Below are 20,714 nucleotides of genomic sequence, written 5' to 3'. Positions count from 1 at the left end.
CACACACAATTTTCCAAGAAAATGAGGGGATACAATGTGGATCATTATCGTCGGTTATCTAGTCGGGAGTCTGCTCGGGGGAAGACTATATGGGTTGTTAAGTGGTCATGATTTAGCGACATCTGGTTCAAACAATACCGGTGCCCGCAATGCGCATCGCATCGGAGGGGTGAAGGCGTTTCTAATCGTATATGGATTCGACCTGCTGAAGACGATTCTTGTCCTCCAGGTGAGTGGACCGTATTTTTGGCAGACGGCACTTGCACTCACGCTCGGTCATATTTATCCGTTTTGGCGAATCCGCGCCGGCGGGAAGGGATATGCCGTTTTTTCTGGAATCATATGGGCATACGATCCGTGGTGGTTTATCGGTGGTCTCCTGATCTTATTACTTTTGATCAAAATGACGGGCAATTCGCGTGAGACCGGGCTCATCATGCTCGTCTTACTTCCGTTGGCAGCACTCGGAAGTATCGGTGATTTCATCTGGGCCACGCTCATTGCCATCGTGATTGTCTATCATCATGTGAAGGAGGGAACGACATGATTGTTTATCGAAAAGCCAGTTCATCTGATTTTGACGCCATTCATCGATTAAATTACGAAACGTTCGTCGAAGAGATTCCGCAACATCCGCCGAATCTGGAGCGACGCCTCGTCGACAAGTTTCATGAAGAAAATACATATTGGATCGGAGAAGTGAATGGTGAAGTGATTGCGATGTGCGCGCTACGTGGCAAGCGACCATTTTCGTTGGAACAAAAAGGTGTGTGTATTCCTGAAGGGAATTGGCTCGAGGTTCGGTTGCTTGCTGTGAAGAAAGCGTATCGGCGCAATCGTACGTTCGCCGGATTGATGCGAGCAGTCATTGGAGATGCGACAGAACGTGAAGTCGACGGTATCGTCATCAGCGGGACGACGCGTGAACAAGTGCTCTATCACCGATTCGGATTTGTCCCATTTGCGGATCCAATCGGTCCTGAGGAAGCACGATATGTGCCGATGGTGTTAACGCGTTCGGCATTTTATGAATCAAAGTCAGCGTCGACGCTTCGACCGAAAAGTTTGCTCGCAGGTCCTGTCGAATGCTCGGAGCGTGTAAGGGCGAGACTCTCGAGACAGCCGCTCCCACACCGTTCAAACGAGACGAGCCGCATGCTTGAATCCGTTCAGCAACAATTGACGAAACGGATTGGGCTTCCTTATGTCTATACGCTATTAGGAAGCGGCACGGTGGCCAACGATACGGTCGCTTCACGCTTGAGTGGGCAAGGTGTCATTTTATGCGCCGGCGAATTCGGAGAACGTCTTATGGATCATGCATCCCGCGCCGGTCTCTCGTTTAACGTCATTCAAGCGGATCGGAAAGGGAAGTGGGATGTTTCTGAACTTGATCGGATTGCTCCCGACTGGGTGTGGACGGTGCATTGTGAGACATCCTTAGGAATTTTAATCGATCTCACTCCGCTTTATGCGTGGCAAGGTGTCGTTGCCGTCGATGCGATTAGTGCTGTTGGGACACTCGTCTATGACTATTCCTTTGCTGATTATGTGACCTTCTCCTCAGGAAAGGCGCTACGGAACGCCCCAGGTCTCGCGTTCGTTGCCATGAGAGAGCGGGCAGAAGCGTTACGAGACGTGCCCCGCTACTTTGACTTATCCCTTTACCAACCAATCGCCTTCACACAGTCAGAACCGCTCCTTGCGGCGATGGCGATTGCATTGGATGAACTGACGGAAGAGGAAGTCGCGTCGCATGAAGAGAAGATGCTCGTCCTGATCAACTCCCTCCGTGAGAGCGGCTTACAGATCGAACTGAGTCCTGCCCAGTCACCCGGCATCATTACGATCCCGGTGCCGTACGGACAGTCCTCAATCGAGCTCGGTCGACAGTTGTCGTATCAAGGTTATCTCGTACAATATGAGAGTGAATATTTGAAGCGGGCGAACGTCATCCAAGTATCGACGATGGGCTGGACGACACCTCGTATGATGCGTGACGTCGGGGCCTATATTGCCGAGTGGATGCAACAAAAAACCGCCACTCCTGAGAGTGACGGTTCGCTCAAACTCGAAAATCCTGACGTGCCAAGTGACGAATTTTTCGTCCGAGGCGTCTCCAATTGAAGTAAGCCAGTACGGAGACGACGCCACCCGACCAGAACAGCCATTCATCCGGTCGAATATAGCCGAGTAGTCCGACGAGCAACCCGAGCAAGATGACGATGGCATTGAACGTTTGGCGGTGCAACAGTTCTTTGGATTCCAAGTTGCGTTGGAACATCGCTTGCTCCGACAGGCGTTTTCGCGTTGGTTCTTTTAAGTAGTTGTCGAGAAGCGGCGGGACGTTCAATAATTTCTTCGCATAATTGATTCCGGTCTTCACATATCGGTTTTGAAGCGTTGTCCCGTCTTCCTCGAGCCATTCGATGACAATCGGTTTGCCGAGTGTGAACAGGTCGATTTTCGGGTCGAGAATTTGCAGGATGCCAAGCAAGGTCGACGCGGCCCGCCCGAAGAAGGCAAATTCCGCCGGGAGTTGAATTGGTTCATTTTTGACGAGCAACTGAATATCTTGCAACACTTTCTCGATTAACTTCGTATCGACCGTATCGATATCGGTCTCCAAATAAAACGTCACGGCCTTTTCGAGTGCTTGGCGGATGTTTTGTTTGTTCGCCGTCGGTAGCAAGAATCGTAAATCCTCGAGTCCGTCGACGATGCTGTCATAGTCGAGCGAGATGAACGCCTGTAGAATGTTTCGAATCGTCGCCATGTCTTGCGCTGTCGTCTGTCCGACCATACCGAAGTCGAGTAAGATGATGGTGCCGTCCGCCCGGATTTGGACGTTTCCGGGGTGTGGGTCGGCATGGAACTGTCCACCGAACAACAACTGTTCGGCGGCGAGCGTGAACAGCCGTTCGGCTAGTGCGGAGCGATCGATGTCATTTTCTTTTAAGAAGGCGAGATCGGTGATTCGTCTCGCATCGACCCAGTCCATCGTCAAGACACGGTTTGTACAGAGGTGCTCGTGATAATCCGGGATATAAACGTCCGGGTTATCGGCATACTTTGCTTTAAAATAGAGAGCATTTTTTAATTCGGTTTGAAAATTTAGTTCATCCCCGATGACAAAAATCATTTGGCGATATAAGCTATCTAAGTCGGTCGATTTAGCGAGGGATGTCCGCTTCAACATCGACGTGACAATCCGCATGGCACGGAAGTCCGTACGAATGATTTTTTCGATATTCGGACGTTGAATTTTGATGGCGACCCGTTTGCCGTTTTCAAGCAGCGTGGCACCGTATACTTCCCCAATCGAGGCGGAGGCGACGGCGTCAATTCCGACATCTTTGACGACTTGCGAGTAAGGGACGCCCCATTCAGCCTCTAAAATCGCCCGCGACTTCTCCCAACCCGATGTCGGGACACGGTCGACAAGTTCAGACAGCTCATTCAGGACGGCCGGTGGCAATAAATCCGCACGAATGGATAGAAATTGTCCGAGCTTGATTAACAAGCCTTCAAGTCGAAGGGCGTTTCGTTTATACTCACGCGCGAGTTTGAGCATGAGTGCTTCATATTCTTCTGTCGTGGCGACGCCTTGCTGTTGTTTACGTGAAAAGGCGTATAACCGAATTATGAATCGGGCGAACATGGTGACGATAATCCATATGCGGAACAAAGCGATACGTTTCATTGTAATACCGACATCCTTTACGACAGTCGCTCGACTGACCTGATTTTTTGTAACTATACTTTACCATACAATGCGTTGAAGAAAGGGCAAGGGATGTTCATGGAGTGGGAATTGCTCAACGTCGTCGGGACGATTGCGTTCGCGGCGAGCGGAGCCATCATTGCGATGGATGAAAAATACGATATTTTTGGGGTGTGGCTGCTCGCGTTTATCACCGCCTTTGGGGGCGGTGCGATCCGAAACGTCCTATTAGGAAACCCCGTCAGTTTAATTTGGCAACAAAATGATTTATTTATTTTATGTTTTCTTGTCGCACTCCTTATCTTCCTGCTACCGAGTGTCGTATTGCCACATTGGGAACGTTGGGGTGTCATTGTCGATGCCATCGGTTTGGTCGCCTTCGCCTTTCAAGGAGCACAAGTCGCCATCAAGCTAGATTTGCCATTATCGGCAGCGATTGCGGCTGCTGTCCTGACAGGTGTCGGGGGTGGTGTGGTCCGCGACTTACTGGCCGGGCGTAAACCGCTCGTCTTACAATCGGAAGTGTATGCGATTTGGGCGATCCTCATCGCGGTCATCACGTATTACTTCAAGCTCGAAGGTGGCCTTGCCGTCTATGCACTATTAATTGTCGTGGCGACACTTCGAGTGATATCCTACTATCGGAAGTGGAATTTACCAGCACGTAAAGTCAGATAAGGGGGAACACAAATGAAAATCTTATTAATGATTGGTGCCGGATTGATGGCACTCGGCGTAGCACTCGGTGCGTTCGGCGCCCATGCCTTAAAAGAGAGACTGTCACCAAACATGTTGGCGAACTGGCAAACCGGGGTACTCTATCATATGATCCACGCACTCGGAATCATCGGAATTGCGTCACTGCTCATGCGTGTGAGCATCAGTCAATTTAACATTGCCGGATGGCTCATGTTTGCCGGAATCATCTTCTTCTCAGGAAGCTTGTATGTCATGGCATTGACGGGGATCACGAAACTCGGAGCCGTGACACCGATTGGCGGAGTCTTGTTCATCGCCGCTTGGATTTTTGTGATCGTTGGCGCAACCAAGTTATAACAGAAGACCAGTCAAACCGACATCCATGTCTTTGCTCATGTGTACATGAGGCGAGGACGTGGATTTTTTTGATGGGTCGTTCCATCAATTGGAAACTTATGAATGATGTATTCAAAATATTATTTGAAAATAGAGTAAAGCGTTTTCTATTTACATAAAACATTACAGGAAGATTTCAAATTGAACGATTCAAAAAGATATTGATAAATAATAAGTTAGACGATTTCGTTGCCTGCGCGTCTGTCTGTGCGTAATAAAATTGAAATATAACTTTAACAGGAAAATATCTAGCAGTTAGATATAATTAGTCGTGTTGAAACTCAACTAAATGATCGTTTTTGTTACATACTGAAACGGCTTTAAAAATATGTAGTGTAGTAGGTACCCACGTTTGTTATTTAAGAAAGGATGTACCCCATTCATGAATTGGAAACGCACAGTCTCGACGCTGACGCTTGGTGTGATGCTCATCAGCACACATACAGTTGCCGATGCATCGACTTCGATTAAAGAAAAGCAAGAAGAACAACAAAAAGTACAAGAAAAACGCAATAGCGTGAAAAAAGACCAAGCCGACACGTCTTCAAAGATTGAAGTGAACAAAGAAGAGATTTCAAAAGTTCAAGCAGAGGTCAATAAAATGGACGCACAATTGCAAGACATCATCAATGATGTCGCGATGAAGCGCCAAGAAATCAAGCGTACCGAGATGAAAATCGAGGATCTTGAAGCCGACATTAAAGATTACCAAGAAAAAATGAAGGCACAAGAAGCAATGATGAAAGAACGGATGGCCACGATGCAAAAGAACGGTGGCGGCTCGATCAACTGGGCTGAATTCATCTTCGGTTCAAAAAACCTTTCGGACCTCGTCACGCGTATGATCACGGCTGGAACAATCCAGCGAAGTGACCAGGAATTGTTCGATGACTATGAAGCGACACAAAAGTCGTTGAAAGAAGCACAGGCTGACTTGAAAGCAGAACGCGCTTCACTTCTCGAACAGCAAAAAGCACTCGAAGTTCGTCAAGCCGAGCTTGAGAAGAAAATGAAGCAACGTGAAAAACGCATCAAAGAACTTGAAGAGAAGAACATCAAGTTCGAATCGCAAATTTTCGATCTTCAAGAGATTGAAGCGACGTTAGTCGCACAAGAACAGGCGATTGCGGCTGAAATCGAAGCACAACGTCGTGAAGAAGAGGAAGCTCGTCGTCGTGCTGAAGAAGCAGCTCGTCAAGAGGCGGCACGTAAAGCAGAAGAAGCACGCCAAGCAGAAGCTGCACGTCAAGCTGAGGCTGCTCGTAAGGCAGAGGCAGCACGAGAAGCGGAAGCGGCTCGTGAAGCTGCACAACAGAAGCAAGCTGCACAACAGAAGCAGGACAATAAATCGAATACCCCGTCTTCGTCGTCTTCAAACAACACGGCTTCATCAACACCAGCACCAAAACCTGAGCCAAAACCGGCGCCAGCACCGAAACCAGCACCAGCACCAGCGCCAAAACCGGCACCGACGACGTCGACACCAGCACCATCTAGCTCGATGTTCATTCAACCGGCTTCAGGACGCTACTCACAAGGATGGGGTCCTGCGAGTGGCGCGTATGGTTACACATTCCATAATGGTTTAGATATCGCAGGTCCGACAGGGACACCGATTCGCGCGTCTGCGACAGGTACGGTCATTCGTGCAGGTTGGGGTGGCGCATACGGGAACCACGTCATGATTGCGCACGTCATCAACGGTCAAGTTTGGACAACGGTCTATGCGCACATGAACTCGGTATCTGTCAGCTCTGGACAACGTGTGACACAAGGATCGAACATCGGGACACTTGGGAACACAGGGAACTCGTCAGGTCCGCACTTGCACTTTGAGATTCATAAAGGCGGCTACTCATACTCGGCAACGAGCGCAGGTAGCACAGTCAACCCGCGTCAGTTCTTCTGATGCCTCATACAGAAAGCTCCTTTCGATTGCGAAAGGAGCTTTTGTGCGTACAAAAAATCCCTCCGCTGTCGCGAAGGGATGCTTGTTAGTTGGCTTGTTCGATATCGCTTTGACGATTTTGTTTTTTACGAATTTGTTCACGCACGACATAGACGATTGTCAACCCGACCAACCAAGGGATCCCGAACTTCAGCAAAATATTGAAGTCCGTGAACCATGTCGTGATCATTAGGCTGAGGAGTAAGACTGCTCCGAGCAATGGGAGGAACGGATACCCCATCATGCGGACAGGAAGTTTTCGCCCAGTCCATTTCTTACGGAAGAACAAGTGGGAGACGAAGACCATGAACCAAGTGAAAATGGCTCCGAACATCGAGATCCCCATTAAGAACGGATACGATGACTCCATGAATACTTGTAGTAAAGCAGCGAGGACGATCCCGCCCGTTGAAACGAGTAGCGCGAACATCGGAATGCCATTTTTGCTGATTGTTTTGAATGCTTTCGGTGCATCACCGGCTTCCGCGAGTGAGTACATCATACGTGTCGACGCGTAAAGCTGTGCGTTCATCGCAGACAAGGCAGCAATCAAAATGACAAAGTTGAGGATGCCTGCCGCGAACGGGACATCAAACTGTTCCATGACGAGCACGAACGGACTTTGATCGATCCCTGCTTGCTGCCATGGGATGAGCATGAGCATGATGGCGAGCGTGACGACATAGAAGAACGTCAAGCGGAACACGGTAGCGCGTAAAGCGCGTGGTACGGCTTGGTCCGGGTCTTTCGCTTCACCTGCAGTGACGGCAACGAGTTCGGTCCCGAGAAAACTGAAGAGGGAGATGAAAATCGTCACCCACATCCCGTAAAAGCCGAAAGCGAAGAATCCTTCGTTTCCTGTCGTGATCGATTCAATCGGTGATCCTGGTTCGCCGAACAATGTAGCGGCACCAAGGACGATGAAGAGGATGATAGCAGTTACTTTGATGAATGATAACCAGTATTCGGTTGTTCCGAACGTATGAACGTGACGGGCGTTGACGTAAATGAGGAGTCCACCGAAGAGGGCGACCCATACGAACCCGTTCACATCCGGGAACCAGTAACGCATATAGATGGCGATGGCACTGACCTCAACCCCTACAGCTAGTACGTTCGCGACCCAGTAAGAGTAACGGACAAGAAAGCCGGCGAGTGGATGGACGTAGCGCTCGGCGATCGTCCCGAATGATCCGGATGTTGGATGAGCGACCGTCATTTCGGCGAGTGCACCCATGAGTAAGAGGACGATGAACGCCCCGATGGCATAACTGACGAGCACGCTCGGACCAGCAGTTTGGATCGCAAGACCGCTTCCGAGGAAAAGCCCGGTTCCGATGGCGCTCCCGAGGGAAATCATCGTGAGTTGCCGGGTGGACAGCTCGCGTTTTAGTTTATTTGTTTCCAAAATCGATTCTCCTTTAACTGAGTGAAATGTTGTTGTGGACGACTATAGCAGACCGAAAAAAACGATGTCAATTCGAAAAATCGGTGAAGGTTCTCCATTTCGGGGTGCACATATAGAGGCAAAGTTTTTTGAATTTTTTTATTTGACATGGATTCATCCGCCCTGTATAGTACGAGTTAACTTAACTGAAACGAATAAAGGCGTCGACGAAGAGAAGTAACGACGAATCCTGTATGACAGAGAGCTGATGGTTGGTGCGAATCAGTATATAGGACGTCGCGAATGGACTTCTGAGCTCTAAACCGAACTTTGAGTAGGCTTTAGCGGGTTACCCACCGTTATCACGGGGAAGCGGATGATTGTCCGTGAAGTGGGTTCTGTTAGAACCAACGAAGGTGGCACCACGGGGTTACTCGTCCTTCTTGTAGCGTAAGCTATGAGGAGACGGGTGACCCCTTTTTCGTTTCAATAACACAAATCGAGGATTGAGAAGAGTAGCGCGAGAAGACGTTTCGTCCAGAGAGTCAGGGATGGTGAGATCCTGACCGAGGCGTCCGCGTGAATGGGCTCATGAGAGCATGGCTGAATGAAGTAGGTCGTGACGGTTTCCCCCGTTATCGGGATACGATGTGATTGCATCGGAGAGTGGATTCTTTGGAATCAACGAGAGGTGGCACCGCGGTCTAGAACCGTCCTCCATACGACGACTGTCGTGTGGAGTTTTTTTATACACATTTTTAGAGGGGGAACAGACGATGATTCAACAATTGGAGACAAACGCATTATCAACAGCAGATATGAAAGTGGCAGCAAGCGAGATGTTCCAAGCGGATGAGGCACAAATCGAACGGGTGCTACTCGCGATGAAAGAACGCGGGGAGACGGCAGAAGAGATGGCGGGACTCGCAGCGTACATCCGTGAAGCGGCACAGTTCCCCCCGACTGATTTACCGGTACTCGATGTGTGCGGCACTGGTGGCGACGGGGCGAACACGTTCAACATCAGTTCGACCGTCGCGTTCGTCCTAGCCGGTCTCGGTATTCCAGTCGCCAAGCACGGAAACCGAAGCGTATCGAGTCGATCGGGAAGCGCCGACGTCCTCGAAGCATTGAACGTTCCAATCGTGAAGACGGCGGAAGAAGTACATGCCGACTTGAAGCGAACGAATTTGAGTTTCCTCTTCGCCCAACATGTACATCCGATTATGAAACACGTCATGCCGGTCCGGAAACGGCTCGCAACGGCGACCATCTTCAATCAAATCGGACCGTTGACGAATCCGCTTCGTCCGAAACGACAATTGATCGGTGTTTATCATCCGTCGCTACTTGAGAAAATGGGGACCGCGATGCGGCATCTTGGTGTAGAGCGTGGCATGGTCGTACACGGTGCGGGTGGCCTCGATGAAGCGAGCCTTGCTGGTGTGAACGATGTGTATTTCTTTGATGGGGAACAGACGGCGCGTTACGCGGTCGACCCACGAGATGTCGGCTTGATGCGGGCGCCGCTCGAAGCATTACGCGGAGGCACACCGGAAGAGAACGCCGCAACACTTCTCGCCGTGTTGAACGGAGAAACCGGTCCAGCACGAGATGTCGTCTTACTGAATGCGGCGCTGGCCCTTTGCACGTACGGCACGACTTCAACGCTCCGTGAGGGAGTGAAAGAGGCGAAACGAAGCATTGACGAAGGACACGCCTTGCGCGTGTTACAACAATTACAACGTACGGAGGTAGAGGCATGAGTTATTTAACGAAAATCATCGGAACAAAAATCGAAGAGGTCAGTCGCATGCAGCCTATTGATGTTGCTGTGACAAAACCGGTTGCTCTTTTAAATATGATGAATGATGGATTTCATATCATCTCGGAAATCAAGCGATCATCCCCCTCGAAAGGAATGATTCGAGAAACGGTCGACGTCGCCGAACGGGCTCGTCAATATGAACAAGCCGGTGCCACGATGATTTCCGTTCTGACAGACAAAACGTATTTCAACGGATCGTTTGACGATTTGCGACAAGTCGCCGACGTTGTCACGATTCCGGTGCTCTGTAAAGATTTCATCATCGATGAACGACAACTCGACTATGCGAAGCATTACGGAGCGAGTGTGGCACTTCTCATCGTGGCAGCCCTTCATCCGACACGTCTCCACGAGTTGACGCGATATGCCCGCTCCATTGGTCTCGACGTCTTAGTCGAAGTACATGACGAGACGGAGTTACACATCGCGCTCGAACTTGATGACGTGTTGATTGGCATCAATAACAGAGACTTAAAAACGTTCGATGTATCCCTCGAGACATCGATTGATTTGATGAAACGCTACCCCGACGTCACATTTGTCAGCGAAAGTGGTGTCAGTACGGTCGAGGCAGCTGCGCGTTTACAAGAAGCTGGGGCAAGCGCCATTCTCGTCGGGGAAGCACTCATGCGTGAAGAAGACCCGACACGGCTACTCGAGGAGTTGAAAACATGTTCGTTAAAATCTGTGGAATAAAGACAGAAGAAGATGTCCAGGCAGCGGTCGAGGCGGGGGCGGATGCCATCGGGTTCGTGTTTGCACCGAGTTCCCGTCAAATCGACGTGGCGACAGCGAAGACGCTAGTTACACAGATCCCACAATCGGTTCGAATCGTTGGTGTGTTTTTAAGTCCTTCAATGGAAGACATCGAGCAAGCGATGGACGTGGGGCTGACGGATTTACAAATTCACCATCGGACACAATCAATGGAAGAACTCCGCATCTTCGGGTTACCGATTATCGATGCGTCGACCGAGGAGACGGCGGATGTCCGATTGATGGATCATCCGAATCCGGGAAGTGGGCAAGTATTAGACTGGGACGCAATTGACCGGCCGAAACGTCCGTTTTGGCTAGCGGGTGGCCTATCCCCGGATAATGTGAGACAAGCGATTCAAACGATTCAACCAGACGGCGTCGACGTCTCTAGCGGTGTCGAGACGGACGGTGTGAAAGATATCGAAAAAATTCGCGCGTTCATTCAACGCGCCAAGGAGGAACTATGATGTATGCACAACCAGTGAACGGGAAATTTGGACAATATGGTGGGAAGTACATTCCGGAGACGCTCATGCAAGCGGTCGAAGAATTAGAGGTCGCTTACGAAGAGGCGAAGCAAGACCCTGAGTTTCAAGAACGCTTCTCTTCTTTATTAAGCGAATACGTGGGACGTGAGACGCCACTTTATTATGCATCGAACTTGAGTCGTCGCCTCGGGACGAACGTTTATTTGAAACGGGAAGACTTGAACCATACCGGTGCCCACAAAATCAATAACACAATCGGGCAGGCGCTCCTCGCGAAACGGATGGGGAAACAGAAAGTCGTCGCCGAGACGGGTGCTGGTCAGCACGGCGTCGCGACTGCGACGGTATGTGCATTACTCGATTTAGAGTGCACCATCTTCATGGGTGAGGTCGATGTCGAGCGCCAAGCGTTGAACGTCTTTCGGATGGAACTGCTCGGAGCGAAAGTCGTCCCTGTCAAATCAGGCAGCCGTACGCTAAAAGATGCCGTCAATGAAGCGCTTCGTTACTGGGTCAAACATGTCGACGATACGCATTACGTGATGGGCTCTGTACTCGGACCGCACCCGTTCCCGCAGATGGTTCGTGACTTCCAAAGCGTGATTGGAACAGAGACGCGTCGTCAAATCCTCGAACAGACAGGACGTCTCCCAGACGCCGTCGTCGCTTGCGTCGGAGGAGGAAGTAACGCCATGGGTATGTTCTATCCGTTCTTGAACGATGAGTCGGTCGCCCTCTACGGTGTCGAGGCAGCAGGCAGTGGCATTGATACAGATAAACATGCGGCAACCCTTACGAAAGGGGAAGTCGGTGTCCTACATGGTTCGCTCATGTATGTCTTACAAGACGCGGCCGGCCAAATCGAGGAGGCACATTCAATCTCAGCCGGGCTCGACTACCCGGGTGTAGGACCAGAGCACAGCTTCTTGAAAGATATCGAGCGAGTGCGGTATGCAGCCGTCACAGATGACGCGGCACTCGATGCGTGTCTTGCCCTCAGTCGACAAGAAGGCATCATTCCTGCCTTAGAATCCTCACATGCTCTCGCTTATGCGGAGACGCTCGCGAAGACGATGGGTGAAGACGAAACGTTGGTGATTTGTTTATCAGGGCGCGGAGACAAAGACGTCCACACAATCCGAGAGAAGGTGGCGACACGATGAAACTAGAAACAGCGATTCGAGAGCGAGAAGGGGCAGCGTTCGTCCCGTATATCATGGCTGGTGATGGCGGGATGGACCGACTCATCCCGACCATCGTAGAACTAGAACGGATGGGTGCGACGGCGATTGAACTCGGAATCCCTTTCTCCGATCCGGTGGCAGATGGTCCAATCATTGAGGCGGCAGGCATGCGTGCTCTTGAAGCAGGTGTGACGCTTGAAATGGTATTGAACCATTTAATAGAAGGAAATGATCAATTTAACGTTCCAATCGTCTTGATGACATACTTGAATCCAGTGTTTCGGTTCGGGGTTCAACCGTTCTTTGACCGGGCAAATAAATGCGGCGTAAGTGGGGTCATCATTCCGGATCTCCCGTTTGAAGAGAGTCTCCAATTATTTGCAGATATCGACCGACATGACGTCGCCGTCATCCCACTCGTTACATTGACGAGTAGCGAAGAGCGTACGACATCCATCTTAGAGAAAGCGGAAGGATTCGTCTATGCGGTCACGCTCAAAGGGACGACAGGGAAAGCGGATGTGTTCCCGGACGAGTTACTCGCCTATTTGACTCGATTGACAGACCAGTCACGTGTTCCCGTCTTAGCAGGATTCGGCGTACACCGTCCGGAGCAAGTGCAGACGTTAGGACAAGCATGTGACGGTGTCGTCGTCGGGAGCTTCATCGTCGAGGCGCTCCATGAAGGGCGAACAGATGACGTTGAGACATTGATCCAATCGGCAAAGCACATACACGCATAAGAAAACCGGCGCTTCAAAAGAGGCGCCGGTTATTCGTTTACTCATAGTTCCACTCGATCGAGACCGTCTTCACCAAATGTTTGATCAAGTTGATCATGACGATACATCGAGGCGAGCACATATAAAAGGTCACCTTCTTCAATCGATGTTTGTCCATTCGGTGGAATCAAATATTCGTTTCGGACGATGGCGTTCACGACGGTGTTCGGTGGGAGCGTGATATCCGCTAGCGTCTTGCCAATCATTGAAGAACTCTCCGTGACAACATAAGGAACGAGCTTATGTTGGGACTGTTTACTCGAGACGAGGGCAATCGTATACGGTGAACGGATTTTATCTGGTCCGAGCAACCCTAATTTTTCAGCGAGCGGCGTCAACGTCGTTCCTTGAATCAAGGCACTTGTCACGACGACGAAGAAGACAGCATTGAATAACAGTTGACTGTCTTCAATCCCAGCGATGAGAGGGAAAGTGGCTAAGACGATTGGGACAGCTCCCTTTAACCCGGCCCACGAGATAAACAGTTTTTCTTTTCTCGTGAATGCCATGCCGAGCGTCGATAGATAAACGGCGATCGGGCGGGCGAAGAACATGAGGACGAATGAAATGAGTAGGCCTTTCCAAATCAAGTCCGGTTCGATGAGTTGACGTGGGAAGACGAGTAACCCAAGAATGACGAACATGATGATTTGCATAATCCATGCGAGTGCTTCTGAGAATTGGACGATTGTCACTTCATGCGCCGTATCCGCATTTCCGACAATCATGGCGGCGATATAGACGGCGAGCAGTCCGCTTCCTAATAAGTAAGCCGTGATACCGTATGTGAGAAATGCCATCGAAATCATGAGGACGGCATGCAGTCCACTCGACTCTAATCTCAGATGATTCAACATGAGGCGTGACAGTTGGCCAAGGATAAAGCCGATGAGTGCTCCGACAACGATCTGAAGGACAAACATCCAGATCCCATCCCAGATGGTCGTTTCTGGCTTCATCATGAAATCGAGAGCGAGAATCGTCAAAAACATCGCCATCGGGTCGTTCGTGCCGGACTCGGCTTCGAGTGTCGCACCGACTTTCGGTGAGATGTTCTTTCCTTTAAATGCAGCGAAGACGGCTGCCGCGTCGGTCGAACCGATAATCGCACCGAATAGGAAAGATTCAATCCAATCGAAACCAAATACGAAACGAACGGCCACGGCGACGACGGTCGTCGTGATTAAGACACCAAGCGTAGCGAGTGAGGCGGCTGGTGCGAGGACACTCCGAATCGATGACCATTTCGTCTGAAGACCCCCTTCAAACAAAATGACAATCAGGGCAGCAACCCCGATCAGCTGTGCCAGGTTGGAGTCATCGAAGAAGATGAGACCGGTGATATCGCTTCCCATGATCATGCCGATTCCCATAAACAAGATCAAAGCAGGCAAGCCGAAGCGAGTCGAGATTCGCGTCGCCATGACACCGGCTACAAGGAGTAGACCGAAGAGTAAAATGAGTACATCAGTACTGATGACAGGTACGGTCAAACACAACACATCCTTTCAAAACAATGCTCTTAAGTTCATTGTACCATGAAATCGTCTGATATTTCAGAATTGACGATTAGACCAACCTTACACATTGGAATTATAAGTTATGGATATGGTAAAGTGAGGACAAGAATAAGGAGGGATGATGATGTCTAAAATTCACGTCATTCATGAGAACAAAGAATGGACGAACCATCTGGTTCATCGCTTAGAAGAACTGCAGTTGCCTTATGAACTATGGCACTTGGACCAAGGGACGATTGATCTCGAAGCAATGCCCCCGGAAGGTGTCTTTTATAATCGCATGAGCGCCTCTTCGCACACACGCGGGCATCGGTACGCACCCGAATTGACAGAAGGCGTCCTCGCTTGGCTAGAGGCGCATGACCGAACCGTGTTCAACGGAACGCGTGCTATCCGCCTAGAAGTGAGCAAAGTCAATCAGTACACGGCGCTTCGTCGTGAAGGGATTCGTGTGCCGAAGACGATTGCGGCGGTCGGTAAAGACCAAATCATCGAGGCGGCCGAAAAGCTAGACATGACACCGTTCATCACGAAACATAATCGTGCTGGAAAAGGACTTGGTGTCCAATTGTTCTATACGATCGAAGGATTGAAGGAATATGTGTATGGTCCCTCGTTCGAGGACTCGGTTGACGGCATCACGCTCATCCAACAGTATATCGAAGCCCCGGAACCGTATATTACCCGTTGTGAATTTATCGGTGGGAAGTTCGTTTATGCGGTGCGTGTCGATACATCGGAAGGATTCGAGCTCTGCCCGGCAGACGCCTGCTCGATTGAAGACCAGTTCTGCCCGGTCGGGGAGACGCCACCGGCGAAGTTCGAAATCGTCGAAGGATTCGATGACCCGATCATTCCAAAGCTCGAACAGTTCCTGAAAGCGAATGCAATCGATATTGCGGGGATTGAGATTATTCGAGATCGAGATGGCAACGTCTATGCCTACGACGTCAATACGAATACGAACTACAATTCCGATGCTGAAGCGAAAGCGGGACGTTACGGAATGCTTGAATTGGCTAGTTTCTTAGGGGACGCACTTCACGTCACCACGACAAAATAAGGGTCAGGCGCTCGCCTGACCCTTTTGCTGTGTATGTTTAAGTTGCTCTTCAAATCGATGTTGGACTAATTCTGCTGTCGGTGCCATTCGTTCGATGAACGAATCTAAACGTTCCGCAGTGTCACGATCGGTTTCTTTAAACACGCGCATCGTTGTTCACCTCGTTGATTAGGATAACTTGCTTACATCATCCTTAATTCCCGAGGTGCTATACGCGTAAACCTTTTACACGCTAAAGAATGTGCTCAAATTTTCTTTCGGTAAGATGTTCCCGACGTAGAAGTCACCGAACTCACCGTATTTTGCACTCACTTCGTCAAAACGCATCTCGTAAACAATCTTCTTGAACTGAAGTGAATCTTCAGCGAAGAGCGTGACGCCCCATTCCCATGCATCGAATCCAGTCGATCCACCGATGAACTGCTGAATCTTACCCGCATAACTACGGCCGATCATGCTGTGGCGATACATGAGGTCTTTGCGCTCATCCATCGACAACATGTACCAGTTGTCACCGTCGCGACGAGCCTTGCTCATCGGATAGAAACAAATGTGCGCGGCTTTTGGAAGCGTCGGGTAGAGACGTGAGCGGATATGAGGGTTTTGATATGGGTCCCCATCTCCAGATCCACGATACATACCGAGCTCGATGACCGACACGTACGAATACGACGGAATCATATAGTCGTATAGCGCTGTTTTGCGGAATGCGCGCTCGACGTCTTCAAGTTCGTTGAATGTCGGGCGAAGCACCATCAAGACGAGGTCTGCCTTTTGACCGAGAATCGAGTAGAATGCGTGGCTTCCTTCACCTTTTGCTTCAACCTCTTCAAGTGAGGCGAGGAACGCAGTGAACTCGTCAATCATGTGTTGACGCTTTTCGGCGTCGACGAGCTTCAAACGAGCCCAATCGATTGTGCGGAAATCATGAAGTGTATACCATCCGTCTAACGTAGCGGCGGCATGTTGTGTATCTGTTGTAGGTACTGGACGTTCTGACATAAAAAAATCTCCTTTCGGGACTTGGCTTCGCCGTCTATTTTACCATACACGCTTCACTGACTGGCAACTTTGAGACACTGTGAGGGTTATCACGATTCACGAAGGGTAAAGAACAGAAGGCAGAAACATGAAAACGGCTACAAAAATGGCTGTATCAGTCGATTTAGTAAAACTGTTCTATTCATATAATGATTGATTCTAAGCGATTTATGGCGAAATGGGCAGAATAGTTTATTTTAAAAAGGGTACTGTGTATAATTGAAATCGCGTAAAGACACAAGTCAACGGCAAAACCACTAGCAGTCATGCTGTAAATTGAGAAAAGGGGTTCATTCGTTATGAAATTATTTGAAACGTTGAAGCAAAAAGTCAGTCCGATTCGTCCAACGATCGTCTTCCCAGAAGGCGTCGATGAGCGTGTTCTTGGAGCAGCTGTTCGATTGAAAGCAGACGGTATGGTAGAACCGATCGTCGTCGGTGCGAAAGCAGACGTCGAAGCGGTTGCGGCGAAACACGGTTTCGACATCTCAGGTTTGACACAATACGACCCAGCGACATACGAAGACATCGATGTTCTCGTCGAATCATTCGTCGAGCGTCGTAAAGGGAAAGCGACAGCTGAACAAGCGCGCGAACTCCTCACATCAGATGTGAACTACTTCGGAACGATGCTCGTTCATACAGGAAAAGCAGAAGGTCTTGTCTCAGGCGCGATGCACGCGACGGCTGATACGGTACGTCCGGCACTTCAAATCATCAAAATGCAACCAGGCATCAAAAAGACGTCAGGTGTGTTCATCATGGTACGTGACGACGAGCAATATGTCTTCTCGGACTGTGCAATCAACATCGCACCGGATGCGGCAGACTTAGCAGAGAACGCGTTCTTGTCTGCAGCGACAGCGAAGACGTTCGGCATCGACCCACAAGTCGCACTTCTAAGCTTCTCGACGAAAGGTTCTGCGAAGTCACCTGAAACAGAGAAAGTCGTGGAAGCGACACGCCTTGCAAAAGAAAAATCACCGAACCTTCCAATCGACGGAGAACTTCAATTCGATGCGGCATTCGTCCCTAGCGTAGCGGCGAAGAAAGCACCGGGTTCTGACGTTGCTGGTAAGGCGAACGTATTCGTCTTCCCAAGTCTTGAAGCAGGAAACATTGGCTACAAGATGGTTCAACGTTTCGGTGGATTCGAAGCAATCGGCCCGATCCTTCAAGGTCTCAACAAACCAGTGAACGACTTATCACGTGGTTGTAACGAAGAGGACGTCTACAAATTGACACTCATCACGGCAGCACAAGCAATCGACGAGCGCAACGAAGCGTAAGTTGGGAGCATCCTTCTTGATAGAAGGGTGCTTTTTTTGTGTTTTTTTGAAGGGGAGCTGAGGTAAACTATAAGAGGAATCCATTATCGAAAGGGGAGCTATGTATGCAAAGCATTCATGCGACGGAATTACGAGAAAAGTTAGAGAACGGGGAGTCTCTCCATATCATCGATGTGCGCGAACAAGATGAATATGATGCAGGGCATATCCCGAACGTACCGCTCTATCCACTATCTGAATTCCCACATGTGACAGAAAAGTTGGCACAAGACAATGTGTATCACGTCATCTGTCGCTCAGGTGGACGAAGTCAAACAGCATGTGATTACTTAGAGTCGCAAGGCTACAAAGTCGTCAACGTCGACGGCGGGATGCTCGCTTGGGATGGCGACATCGAAGCGTGATGCTAGAAAATCCTTGGGTCGTCGTACCCCTTCTCATCGCGCTCTACCTCACGGTCTATGCGGTGATGAAGCGATTTGACTGGGAGAAGTGGCGACTCGTCTGGGCAGTCTGGGTGATGCTTATCATCATCTTATTGACGATCGAACTCGTGACAAGTCTATAAAAAATGCGGAACCTTCTTAAAAAAGAGGTTCCGCATTTTTTTATGCGTCTTGGCGCTTATCGAATGTGATCGATGCAATAGCATCATGTTGGTGAATCGATTCTTCGTTACGGCATTCGACGAAGAAGTTCACGACTTCTTTCATCTCGTACAAGTCAGCCGCGATCAAGCGGACCATGTCCTCGACGAAACGCGGGTTTTCGTACGCAATTTCAGTCGCACGTTTTTCATCCGGACGTTTGAGGACCGGGTGGAGTGGTGCTGAGGCGTTCGACTCCGCTGCATCGAGAAGTGCTGCACGCCAGTCGAATCCGTCCATCGACGTCTCATCAAGACCTGCTTCGATCGTGATGTAACCACGTTGGTTATGGGCGCTGTACTCACTGATTTCTTTTGAACATGGGCAAAGCGTCGTGACATTGATGACGAGACCGACCGTCACGTTTGCGACGCCCGTTTCAAGGTTGTACGTCACACGGTGCATGACGTCCGCGTTCATCAAACCGCTAAGACCTGTCGCAGGTGCTTTACGCGTGAAGAACCATGGGTAACGGATTGTCAATTGGCCTTCCGTTTGTTCCATACGCTCGGCAAGCTCCTGTGCGAACTCGATCAACGAACGGTTCGATACCGTCCACCCTTGTTGATGGTACGCGTCGAGCTGTTCCGTCAAACGAGACATGTTGATTCCTTTACGGTCTTGAACGAGCGATGTCGTCAATTCGAATGTAGCGACCGTTGATTGGACCCCTTCTGGCGTCTCGACGTTCACAGGGTGCTTCACATTTGAGATGCCGACACTGTCGAGGGCGAATAAGAAGTTTTTCGGTGTATTTTGTAAATCGACCATCTGTTCTTTCTCGGTCGGCTTTGTTCCTTTAATCGGTGGGACCGACCCGAACAATTTATGTCGTTCTGCTTTAGTAGGTAAAGCGACATGGCTTGTAGACATAATCGGATTCTCCTTTTTTTAGAGCGGTTCAAAGGACCACTCGTTCTTGTTAGGATTTTATCACGAAATGATGGCTGAACGGGTATGATTTTGCTCTCATAACATGTTTTGAATATGCAATCGCAAAAAAATCCTTCAGATATTGAAGAAAGAGGATTGATTTACTTTGTGAACGGGAATAAAATGGTCCTGTGAACTTAAAAAATAGATCACTATTAAATATGAAGGAATTGAAAGAAAAAAGGAGATGTTTTTATGGATTGGCAGTTAGTCCTGCAGTATGCCTGGATCGTCGTCGTGCTCGTCGGTTTGGAAGGCTTATTATCTGCAGACAACGCGCTCGTCTTGGCCGTCATGGTCAAACACTTGCCACGTACAGAGCAGAAGAAGGCATTATTTTATGGTCTCCTCGGGGCGTTCGTCTTCCGATTTATCGCATTGTTCTTGATCTCGTTCTTGATCAACGTATGGCAAGTACAGGCACTCGGTGCACTTTACTTAATCGGAATGAGTGCGCGACACCTGTATATGACCTATAAGGCGAGGAAGATGGAGCCGCAACAGGAGTTGGCGGCCGAAGCGAAAGAAGAGACGGCTGTCACAGAAAAGCCGGTATCGAAGAAAGAGTTTTGGCTCACTGTTGCGAAAGTCGAGTTTGCGGACATCGCTTTTGCGGTCGATTCGATCTTAGCCGCGGTCGCGCTTGCGGTCAGCCTGCCACCACTCGGTCTCGGTGAAATCGGTGGGATTGACTCAGGTCAGTTCTTCGTTGTCTTGACTGGTGGACTCATCGGGGTCGTCTTGATGCGATTTGCGGCACGTATTTTCGTCAAATTGCTTCATCAACGTCCTACACTTGAAACGGCCGCCTTCATCATCGTCGGTTGGGTCGGGGTCAAATTGACGGTTCTCGTACTCGAGCACCCAGGGTTCAAAGAGTTGATTGCCGGTACGCCGTTCGAATTCATGGGACTCCCAGACGGATTCGTCCACTCGACAGCTTGGACCATCTTCTTCTGGTCAGTCATGGTCGGGATTGCGACATGGGGCTGGTTCTCATCGAAACCGACAGCGGTCAAACATTAA

At 49.8% G+C, this 20,714-nt stretch carries 21 protein-coding genes and 2 other annotated features; of the genes, 15 read left to right on the top strand and 6 right to left on the bottom strand.

The features are described from left to right. Positions 1–34: 34 nt before the first annotated feature. Together KNO92_RS01790 and KNO92_RS01785 are read left to right on the top strand one after the other, a co-directional pair. On the top strand, positions 35–547 hold the full coding sequence (locus tag KNO92_RS01790) for a glycerol-3-phosphate acyltransferase (RefSeq protein ID WP_214759871.1): 513 nt from the start codon (positions 35–37) through the stop codon (positions 545–547). Beyond that, complete coding sequence (locus tag KNO92_RS01785; RefSeq protein WP_214759869.1) at positions 544–2,127, top strand: GNAT family N-acetyltransferase; 1,584 nt, start codon at positions 544–546, stop codon at positions 2,125–2,127. The genes KNO92_RS01790 and KNO92_RS01785 overlap by 4 nt, the downstream gene beginning before the upstream one ends. Here the strand turns inward: KNO92_RS01785 and KNO92_RS01780 are convergent. Next, positions 2,066–3,703 (bottom strand): ABC1 kinase family protein, encoded by a 1,638-nt coding sequence (locus tag KNO92_RS01780; protein ID WP_214694799.1) that lies wholly within the window; start codon positions 3,701–3,703, stop codon positions 2,066–2,068. The two genes, KNO92_RS01785 and KNO92_RS01780, sit on opposite strands and share 62 nt — an antisense overlap. A 93-nt stretch (positions 3,704–3,796) precedes the next feature. Here KNO92_RS01780 and KNO92_RS01775 point away from each other — a divergent pair, with 93 nt between their 5' ends. The 3 genes from KNO92_RS01775 to KNO92_RS01765 all read left to right on the top strand — a co-directional run bounded on the left by KNO92_RS01775 (position 3,797) and on the right by KNO92_RS01765 (position 6,728). Continuing rightward, on the top strand, positions 3,797–4,402 hold the full coding sequence (locus tag KNO92_RS01775; RefSeq protein WP_012727503.1) for a trimeric intracellular cation channel family protein: 606 nt from the start codon (positions 3,797–3,799) through the stop codon (positions 4,400–4,402). A 12-nt stretch (positions 4,403–4,414) separates the two neighbouring features. Beyond that, positions 4,415–4,780 (top strand): DUF423 domain-containing protein, encoded by a 366-nt coding sequence (locus tag KNO92_RS01770; RefSeq protein ID WP_214694798.1) that lies wholly within the window; start codon positions 4,415–4,417, stop codon positions 4,778–4,780. 421 nt (positions 4,781–5,201) lie between these two features. Continuing rightward, entirely contained in the window at positions 5,202–6,728 is a 1,527-nt protein-coding gene (locus KNO92_RS01765; protein WP_214694796.1) for a murein hydrolase activator EnvC family protein, read from the top strand. Between the two features lie 85 nt (positions 6,729–6,813). Here KNO92_RS01765 and KNO92_RS01760 read toward each other — a convergent pair whose 3' ends face one another. After that, positions 6,814–8,127 carry an amino acid permease gene (locus KNO92_RS01760; RefSeq protein ID WP_251127048.1) on the bottom strand — a complete coding sequence of 438 codons (1,314 nt, stop codon included), beginning with the start codon at positions 8,125–8,127 and terminating at the stop codon, positions 6,814–6,816. Positions 8,128–8,369: 242 nt separating this feature from the next. Next, positions 8,370–8,599: a binding site (T-box leader), on the top strand. Between the two features lie 48 nt (positions 8,600–8,647). Beyond that, positions 8,648–8,875, top strand: a binding site (T-box leader). Positions 8,876–8,930: 55 nt separating this feature from the next. Between KNO92_RS01760 and trpD the strand changes: the two genes are divergently transcribed. From trpD to trpA, 5 genes are read left to right on the top strand one after another with little or no spacing between them, the layout of a single operon-like run. Then, positions 8,931–9,920 carry an anthranilate phosphoribosyltransferase gene (trpD, locus tag KNO92_RS01755; protein ID WP_214759866.1) on the top strand — a complete coding sequence of 330 codons (990 nt, stop codon included), beginning with the start codon at positions 8,931–8,933 and terminating at the stop codon, positions 9,918–9,920. After that, entirely contained in the window at positions 9,917–10,678 is a 762-nt protein-coding gene (trpC, locus tag KNO92_RS01750) for an indole-3-glycerol phosphate synthase TrpC (protein ID WP_214694779.1), read from the top strand. Before trpD ends, trpC begins: the two co-directional genes overlap by 4 nt. Further along, on the top strand, positions 10,654–11,208 hold the full coding sequence (locus KNO92_RS01745; RefSeq protein WP_214759864.1) for a phosphoribosylanthranilate isomerase: 555 nt from the start codon (positions 10,654–10,656) through the stop codon (positions 11,206–11,208). The genes trpC and KNO92_RS01745 overlap by 25 nt, the downstream gene beginning before the upstream one ends. Continuing rightward, on the top strand, positions 11,205–12,392 hold the full coding sequence (gene trpB / locus KNO92_RS01740; RefSeq protein ID WP_214744775.1) for a tryptophan synthase subunit beta: 1,188 nt from the start codon (positions 11,205–11,207) through the stop codon (positions 12,390–12,392). The genes KNO92_RS01745 and trpB overlap by 4 nt, the downstream gene beginning before the upstream one ends. After that, on the top strand, positions 12,389–13,156 hold the full coding sequence (gene trpA / locus KNO92_RS01735) for a tryptophan synthase subunit alpha (RefSeq protein ID WP_214759863.1): 768 nt from the start codon (positions 12,389–12,391) through the stop codon (positions 13,154–13,156). The genes trpB and trpA overlap by 4 nt, the downstream gene beginning before the upstream one ends. A 41-nt stretch (positions 13,157–13,197) precedes the next feature. On the opposite strand, the gene KNO92_RS01730 is transcribed toward trpA, so the two are convergent. Beyond that, the gene (locus KNO92_RS01730) at positions 13,198–14,688 is read right to left on the bottom strand and encodes a potassium/proton antiporter (protein WP_214759862.1); all 1,491 of its coding nucleotides are present in this window, start codon (positions 14,686–14,688) and stop codon (positions 13,198–13,200) included. 151 nt (positions 14,689–14,839) lie between these two features. On the opposite strand from KNO92_RS01730, the gene KNO92_RS01725 reads away from it, so the two are divergent. Further along, positions 14,840–15,778 (top strand): ATP-grasp domain-containing protein, encoded by a 939-nt coding sequence (locus KNO92_RS01725; RefSeq protein ID WP_214759861.1) that lies wholly within the window; start codon positions 14,840–14,842, stop codon positions 15,776–15,778. 3 nt (positions 15,779–15,781) lie between these two features. Here the strand turns inward: KNO92_RS01725 and KNO92_RS01720 are convergent, their stop codons facing one another. Beyond that, on the bottom strand, positions 15,782–15,928 hold the full coding sequence (locus KNO92_RS01720) for a hypothetical protein (RefSeq protein WP_012727492.1): 147 nt from the start codon (positions 15,926–15,928) through the stop codon (positions 15,782–15,784). Positions 15,929–16,003: 75 nt separating this feature from the next. Continuing rightward, on the bottom strand, positions 16,004–16,780 hold the full coding sequence (gene hemQ, locus KNO92_RS01715; protein ID WP_214759859.1) for a hydrogen peroxide-dependent heme synthase: 777 nt from the start codon (positions 16,778–16,780) through the stop codon (positions 16,004–16,006). A 338-nt stretch (positions 16,781–17,118) separates the two neighbouring features. On the opposite strand from hemQ, the gene pta reads away from it, so the two are divergent. The 3 genes from pta to KNO92_RS01700 all read left to right on the top strand — a co-directional run bounded on the left by pta (position 17,119) and on the right by KNO92_RS01700 (position 18,676). Continuing rightward, a complete protein-coding gene (gene pta / locus KNO92_RS01710) occupies positions 17,119–18,108 on the top strand; it encodes a phosphate acetyltransferase (protein ID WP_214744764.1) in 990 nt (329 codons plus the stop codon). Positions 18,109–18,212: 104 nt separating this feature from the next. Beyond that, the gene (locus KNO92_RS01705; protein ID WP_074035656.1) at positions 18,213–18,512 is read left to right on the top strand and encodes a rhodanese-like domain-containing protein; all 300 of its coding nucleotides are present in this window, start codon (positions 18,213–18,215) and stop codon (positions 18,510–18,512) included. Continuing rightward, positions 18,509–18,676: a hypothetical protein gene (locus tag KNO92_RS01700; RefSeq protein WP_158024803.1), complete on the top strand. Its 168-nt coding sequence runs from the start codon at positions 18,509–18,511 to the stop codon at positions 18,674–18,676. Before KNO92_RS01705 ends, KNO92_RS01700 begins: the two co-directional genes overlap by 4 nt. Before the next feature lie 40 nt (positions 18,677–18,716). Here KNO92_RS01700 and folE2 read toward each other — a convergent pair whose 3' ends face one another. Beyond that, positions 18,717–19,628, bottom strand: coding sequence for a GTP cyclohydrolase FolE2 (folE2, locus tag KNO92_RS01695; protein WP_074035658.1), 912 nt, complete (start codon positions 19,626–19,628; stop codon positions 18,717–18,719). A gap of 255 nt (positions 19,629–19,883) precedes the next feature. On the opposite strand from folE2, the gene KNO92_RS01690 reads away from it, so the two are divergent. Then, a complete protein-coding gene (locus KNO92_RS01690; protein WP_214694762.1) occupies positions 19,884–20,714 on the top strand; it encodes a TerC family protein in 831 nt (276 codons plus the stop codon).

It is taken from the genome of Exiguobacterium sp. s129, from assembly GCF_018617585.1.
Lineage (GTDB): Bacteria > Bacillota > Bacilli > Exiguobacteriales > Exiguobacteriaceae > Exiguobacterium > Exiguobacterium aestuarii_A.
The sequence above is the reverse complement of the archived record's forward strand: the minus strand, read 5'-3'. Positions and strand labels throughout refer to the sequence as shown.